Below are 5,050 nucleotides of genomic sequence, written 5' to 3' on the forward strand. Positions count from 1 at the left end.
GCCCGGGGTCGCGCGGGCGATCCTGCGCCGCCTGCCGCTGGCCGGCACCGTGCTCGGCCTCGGCCTCGCCGTCTGGCTCGTCGCCACCAACGACCTCGGAGCCGTCGCCGACGCGTTCGGCCGGATCGGGTTCCTGGGCCTGGCCGCCGTGGTGATGATGCGGGCGGCCATCGTGACGATCTGCGCGGTCGCCTGGCAGCGCATCCTCGACGGCCTGTCGCCGGCCGGCCTTCCCGCCTTCGCCACCCTGCGCTTCGTGCGCGAGGGCATCAACGTGCTGCTGCCGGTCGCCTCCGTCGGGGGCGACGTGGTCGGCGGCCGGCTGTTGACCTTCTGGGGCGTCGCCGGGCCGCTCGCCGCCGCCTCAATCCTCGCCGACATGCTGTTCCAGGTCGGAACGCAGGCGCTGTTCGCGCTGCTCGGCGCCGGCCTGCTGATGCAGGTGGAGGGCGAGCCGGCCGCCGAGCTCGCGCGCTGGGTGCTGCGGGCGCTCGCGGTCGCCGGCCTCGTGCTCGCCGCCTTCTTCGCCTTCCAGCGCACGGGTGCGGCGCGCTTCGTCGAGCGCAAGCTCGGCGCGCTCTCGCGGCGCTTCGTGCGCGAGGCCGAGCCGGCCCGCAGCGAGGGCGGCAGCGTGCAGGATGCGCTCGATGCGGTCTGGGGCCGCGGACGGCACTTGCGCCTGCTGCAATCGGTCCTGCTGCACGCGCTCGCCTGGACGCTGGGCGCGGCCGAGATCGCCATCGTGCTCGCCTGCATCGGCGTCGAGGGCGTGACTGTGTCCGAGGTCCTGGTGATCGAGGCCCTGAGCCAGGCGATCAAGTCGGCGGCCTTCCCGATCCCGAGCGGGCTCGGCGTGCAGGAGGGCGGCTTCGTGATCGTCGGCGCGCTGTTCGGCATCGATCCCGGCACCGCCATCGCCCTGTCGCTCGCCAAGCGCGTCCCCGACGTGGTGCTCGGCCTACCCTCCCTGATCGTGTGGCAGAACCTCGAATCGCGCCGCGGCACCGTGGGCTCGCCGACGCCATGAGCGCACGCAGCCCGTCCGCAAGGCTCGACCCGTCCTCCAGGCTTGCACGGCCCGAGAACCCGCCCCAGGGTGCCGCCGCCATGAAGCCCGCCGACATCCATGCTCGTTTCCGGATCCCGCGTCGTCTCGGGCTCGCCGTCTTCGCGCTCGCGCTCGGCGCGGGTCCGGCCGCCGCGCAGAGCCTCACCGTGGATCTCGGCGCGGGCGGCGCCAGCGAGCGCGCGCTGCAGCTCGTCGCGCTCATCACCGTGCTGGCTTTGGCGCCCTCGGTCCTGGTGATGGCGACCGCGTTCACGCGGATCGTGGTGGTGCTGTCGATCCTGCGCTCGGCGCTCGGCACTCAGACCGCGCCGCCCACCACGGTGATCGTCAGCCTCGCGCTGTTCCTCACCGCCTTCGTGATGGCGCCGACCGGGCGCGAAGCCTACCGCGCCGGCATCGAGCCGCTGCTCGCCAACCAGATCACGCAGGGGCAGGCCTTCAAGCGGGCGTCGGCGCCGTTCAAGGCGTTCATGCTGAAGAACGTCCGCGAGAAGGACCTGAAGCTGTTCCTCGACATGGCCAAGGTGCCGGTGCCCTCCGGGCCCGAGGCGGTCGGCCTCGAGATCGTCACGCCGGCCTTCATGATCTCGGAGCTGCGCCGCGCCTTCGAGATCGGCTTCCTGCTGTTCATCCCGTTCCTGATCATCGACCTCGTGGTCGCGTCGGTGCTGATGGCGGTGGGCATGATGATGGTGCCGCCGGCGACCGTGGCGCTGCCGTTCAAGCTGATCTTCTTCGTGCTGGTCGACGGCTGGACGCTCGTCGCCGGGTCGCTGGTGCAGAGCTACGGGGGAAGCTGACGCAGGCTTCGTTCGCGGAAAGCTCACATTGACGAGCCGCCCGGCGCGGCCCATCCTGAGCCCATGTCGGTCGACACCATCCACCTCATGCGGCGGACCGATCCCGGCGCTCCGCTGCGGGATCTCGACGACGTGCGCGTGCTTGCCAGTGTCGTGACGATGGACGGCGACATGATCCCGGCCGGCGCCGCGGGAACCGTGGTCGCGGTCTGGGGGGCCGGCGAGGCCTACGAGGTCGAGTTCCCGGAACCACCCGGCGCGCTCGCCACCGTCGAGGCAGCGCAGCTCGTGCGAACGGGGCGCTCGGTTCCTTGATCGACGAAGGCTGGTGGCCGGTCCTCGAGATTCCGGACGGCAAGCTGGTCGATTACCTCCTAAACCCCGAACATCCGACAGGCGGCCCGAAGGCGCGCTTCTTCCTGTCTTTCGGGTTCGATCGGTCCCGGCCGCAAGAGCTCGGCCGAGCCTTGCTGGCACAGGCCGACGCACTCTACGGCACGGAAGCCCTTCGCTTGGTCCAGGTCGACGGTCGCGTGCGCCTCGTCGTCGAGGGGCCGATCGCTGCCCCGGATGGACGGCGCCCGCGCGTCCGCGTCGTCTGGCAGCAACAAGCGGCGATCGCTTGGCGCCTCATCACCGCGGTGCCGCTGACGCGCTGATGCCTTCGCCCATCGACCCGACGAAGCGAAGGCCGCGATCACGGCAACCGCTCCGATGACGAATGCATGCGGCGGACGCATCGCCATCCGGCGAGGCCGCACCGCCAGGTCCGACGATGCTCAGCCTGGCGGCGTCGCTTGCCCGTCCGCGCGCTTCTCGGGCTCGCCGCGGGCGGGGAGCGAGGCGTCCGGGTAGCGCTTGCGGTACTCGGCGAGGAAGGCCGCCAGGGTCTCGGCGTTCGTCGCCTTCTGGGCGATCTCGCGGAACCCCGGCTTCTTGGTCGCGTCGGCGCTGGTCAGCAGCGCGAAGGTGCGGGCATCGGCGCTGTCGGCCATCGCATCCGAGAACTTGGCCTTCAGCCGCTCGAGCCCGATCGGCTCGACCGCGAGGTCGTAGGCGATGCCGGCGCGGATCACGTCGGCGCGGGCCGCGTCGTCGAGCACCTTGCCGGAGCGCCACGCATCGCCGAGCAGCGCCTCGTGCGCCTCCCCGGCCTCGCGCCAGCGCCGCGCCGACCACAGGATGTCCGCCCGCAGCCGCGCCGCGTCCGGGCCGGCCTCGCCCTCGATCGTCTCGAGCGCGAGATCGGTCCGCGACAGGTCGGACAGGGCACGCGCGCGCAGCAGCGACCGGGCGCGGCGCAGGTCGCGGGGAAGCTCGGGCAGGTAGGTTCCCTCGATCGCCTCCAGCGCCATCAGCGGCTTGCCGTCCATGAGACGGATCGAGGCGAGCTGCGTCGCGACGCTCGATCGGCTCGGTCCGGTGAGGCGGTTGTCGATCTGGTACTGGAGCAGGTTGGCGGCGGGATCGAGCAGGTCGAGGCCGACGAGCCGCTCGGCCAGCCGACGCACCACGGCGTCGCCCCGCCGCCCGATCGGCGCGAAGTCCTTGAAGTCGAAGTACAGCGCCACCGCGTCGATCCCGCTGAGCGAATCGCCCCGCGGCGAGAGGTACAGCTCGTCGAACAGCGCCATCGCCTCGTCGTGCAGCGCGCGGGTCTCGGGTGCATCGGAGCCGATGGCATCGGCGGCCCGCACGGCGGTGAAGGCGTCGCGGTAGCGCCCGGCCGCCATGTAGAGCCGGGCGAGCCCGGCGGTGATCGCGTTCTCGATCTCGCCGCCGTGCCAGGTGATCGCCAGCCGCTCGAGCCGGTCCATCGCCTCGTCGGGGGTGATCTTGCCGGTCTCGCGCGCGAGCAGCGTGCCGCGCAGAGCCGCCGCCGCCGCCGCCGGTCGCTCGCCCGATTCGGCGAGGCGATCGTAGGCGTCGAGCGCGGCCTTGGTCCGATCGGTCGCCTCGTCGACGCGGGCCCGGACCAGGGTGACGCGGTCCCGCTCCAACGGTGTCGGCTCGGCGGTCGCGAGCCGCGCGACCCGCTGCAATGCGGTGTCGAGGTCGCCGGTCTCGAGCGCGGATTCGGCCGCCAGCGTGCGGATCGTCGCCTGCAGGGCGAGCGGGTAGCGCTCGATCACCGGCAAGGTCCGCTGGAAGCCGGCCTCGGCGTCGTGCCAGCGTCCCACCTGCCCGTCGGCGACGGCGCGCCACAGCACTGCCTCGGGATCGCGCTGCAGCGCCTCGGTCGCGAGCACCCGACGCGCCTCTGCATTTCGGCCGATCGCGGCGAGCGCCGCGGCGCGCAGGATCGCGGTGTCGCGGCCGCTCGCCACCAGGGGGTCGTCGGCCGAGGCCGCGTCGAGGGTGGTCAGGGCCTCGGGCGCGAGGCCGTTGGCGAGCTGGGTGCGCGCGAGGGTGAGCCGCAGCGGGCCGCGCGTTCCGGCGGACGCCGCGATCGAGGCGCCGAACTGTGCCCGGATCGTCTCGCGCACGTCGCCGAGGCGCGCCTGCTCCCAGGGCTCGCGCTGGATCGCGAGGTTCGAGGCCTCGGCGAGCGGCGCTTCGGGGGGCCGCGCCACGGACGAGACCGCGAGGCCGCCCTCGCGCCCGATGACCACTCCGTCGAGGTCGGGACGCACGGTGAGGTCGTCGGCCTGAGCCAGCATGGCGAGGCCGAAGCGGCTCGGCAGCAGCTCGAAATCGACGAAGCGCTGGCGCTTCGCGATGCCGGCGGGCTTCCAGCTGCGCGCGGTGACGACGGCGATGCGCTCGCCGTCGAGATCGAGCCATGCCGCGCTGGCGGGTTGCGGCAGGCCGACCGCGACGCGCCCGTGCCCGGCGGCGTCGGGCAGGCGCGTCGGCGCGAGGGTGTCGCTCGGGCCGAGGTCGTCCCCCGCGGTCAGCTCCCAGGCGCCGGCGGCGGACCCGGCACGCACCGGCACGAGATCGAGCAAGGTCCCGGCCGGGACGGCGAAGCGCAACGCCGTCAGCGCACCCGTCCGCACCGGCTCGCCGAGGGCGCGTAGGCCGCCCGACCCGCCGGTCGGGAGGGCGACCGGCTCGCCGGTCTCGAAGACCAGGGTCGCGACCCCGCCGCGCTCGAACAATGCGACCGCCGGGCGCTTGGCGAACGGAAAGACGAGGCCGGACCCGGCCTGCCGCTCGGGCGGCTCGGGCGCCGGTGGCC

Annotated in this window: 5 protein-coding genes; 4 read left to right on the forward strand and 1 reads right to left on the reverse strand. The window is 73.3% G+C overall.

Features of this window, described 5'->3' with window-relative positions; translation table 11 throughout:
- The 4 genes from FV223_RS19635 to FV223_RS19650 all read left to right on the forward strand — a co-directional run.
- A partial coding sequence (locus tag FV223_RS19635; protein ID WP_246687941.1) for a lysylphosphatidylglycerol synthase domain-containing protein occupies positions 1 to 1,027 on the forward strand: 1,027 nt, incomplete at its 5' end.
- 80 nt (positions 1,028 to 1,107) lie between these two features.
- Positions 1,108 to 1,869, forward strand: a complete 762-nt coding sequence (fliP, locus tag FV223_RS19640) for a flagellar type III secretion system pore protein FliP (protein WP_147728584.1) — start codon at positions 1,108 to 1,110, stop codon at positions 1,867 to 1,869.
- Positions 1,870 to 1,932: 63 nt separating this feature from the next.
- A complete protein-coding gene (locus tag FV223_RS19645) occupies positions 1,933 to 2,184 on the forward strand; it encodes a DUF4926 domain-containing protein (RefSeq protein ID WP_147728581.1) in 252 nt (83 codons plus the stop codon).
- A complete protein-coding gene (locus tag FV223_RS19650) occupies positions 2,181 to 2,528 on the forward strand; it encodes a DUF6883 domain-containing protein (RefSeq protein ID WP_147728582.1) in 348 nt (115 codons plus the stop codon). The genes FV223_RS19645 and FV223_RS19650 overlap by 4 nt, the downstream gene beginning before the upstream one ends.
- Before the next feature lie 120 nt (positions 2,529 to 2,648).
- Here FV223_RS19650 and FV223_RS30625 read toward each other — a convergent pair.
- Positions 2,649 to 5,050, reverse strand: a 2,402-nt coding sequence (locus tag FV223_RS30625) for a hypothetical protein (protein WP_187276186.1), incomplete at its 5' end; no start/stop codon positions are given.

It is taken from the genome of Methylobacterium sp. WL116, from assembly GCF_008039455.1.
In the GTDB taxonomy this organism is placed as follows: domain Bacteria; phylum Pseudomonadota; class Alphaproteobacteria; order Rhizobiales; family Beijerinckiaceae; genus Methylobacterium.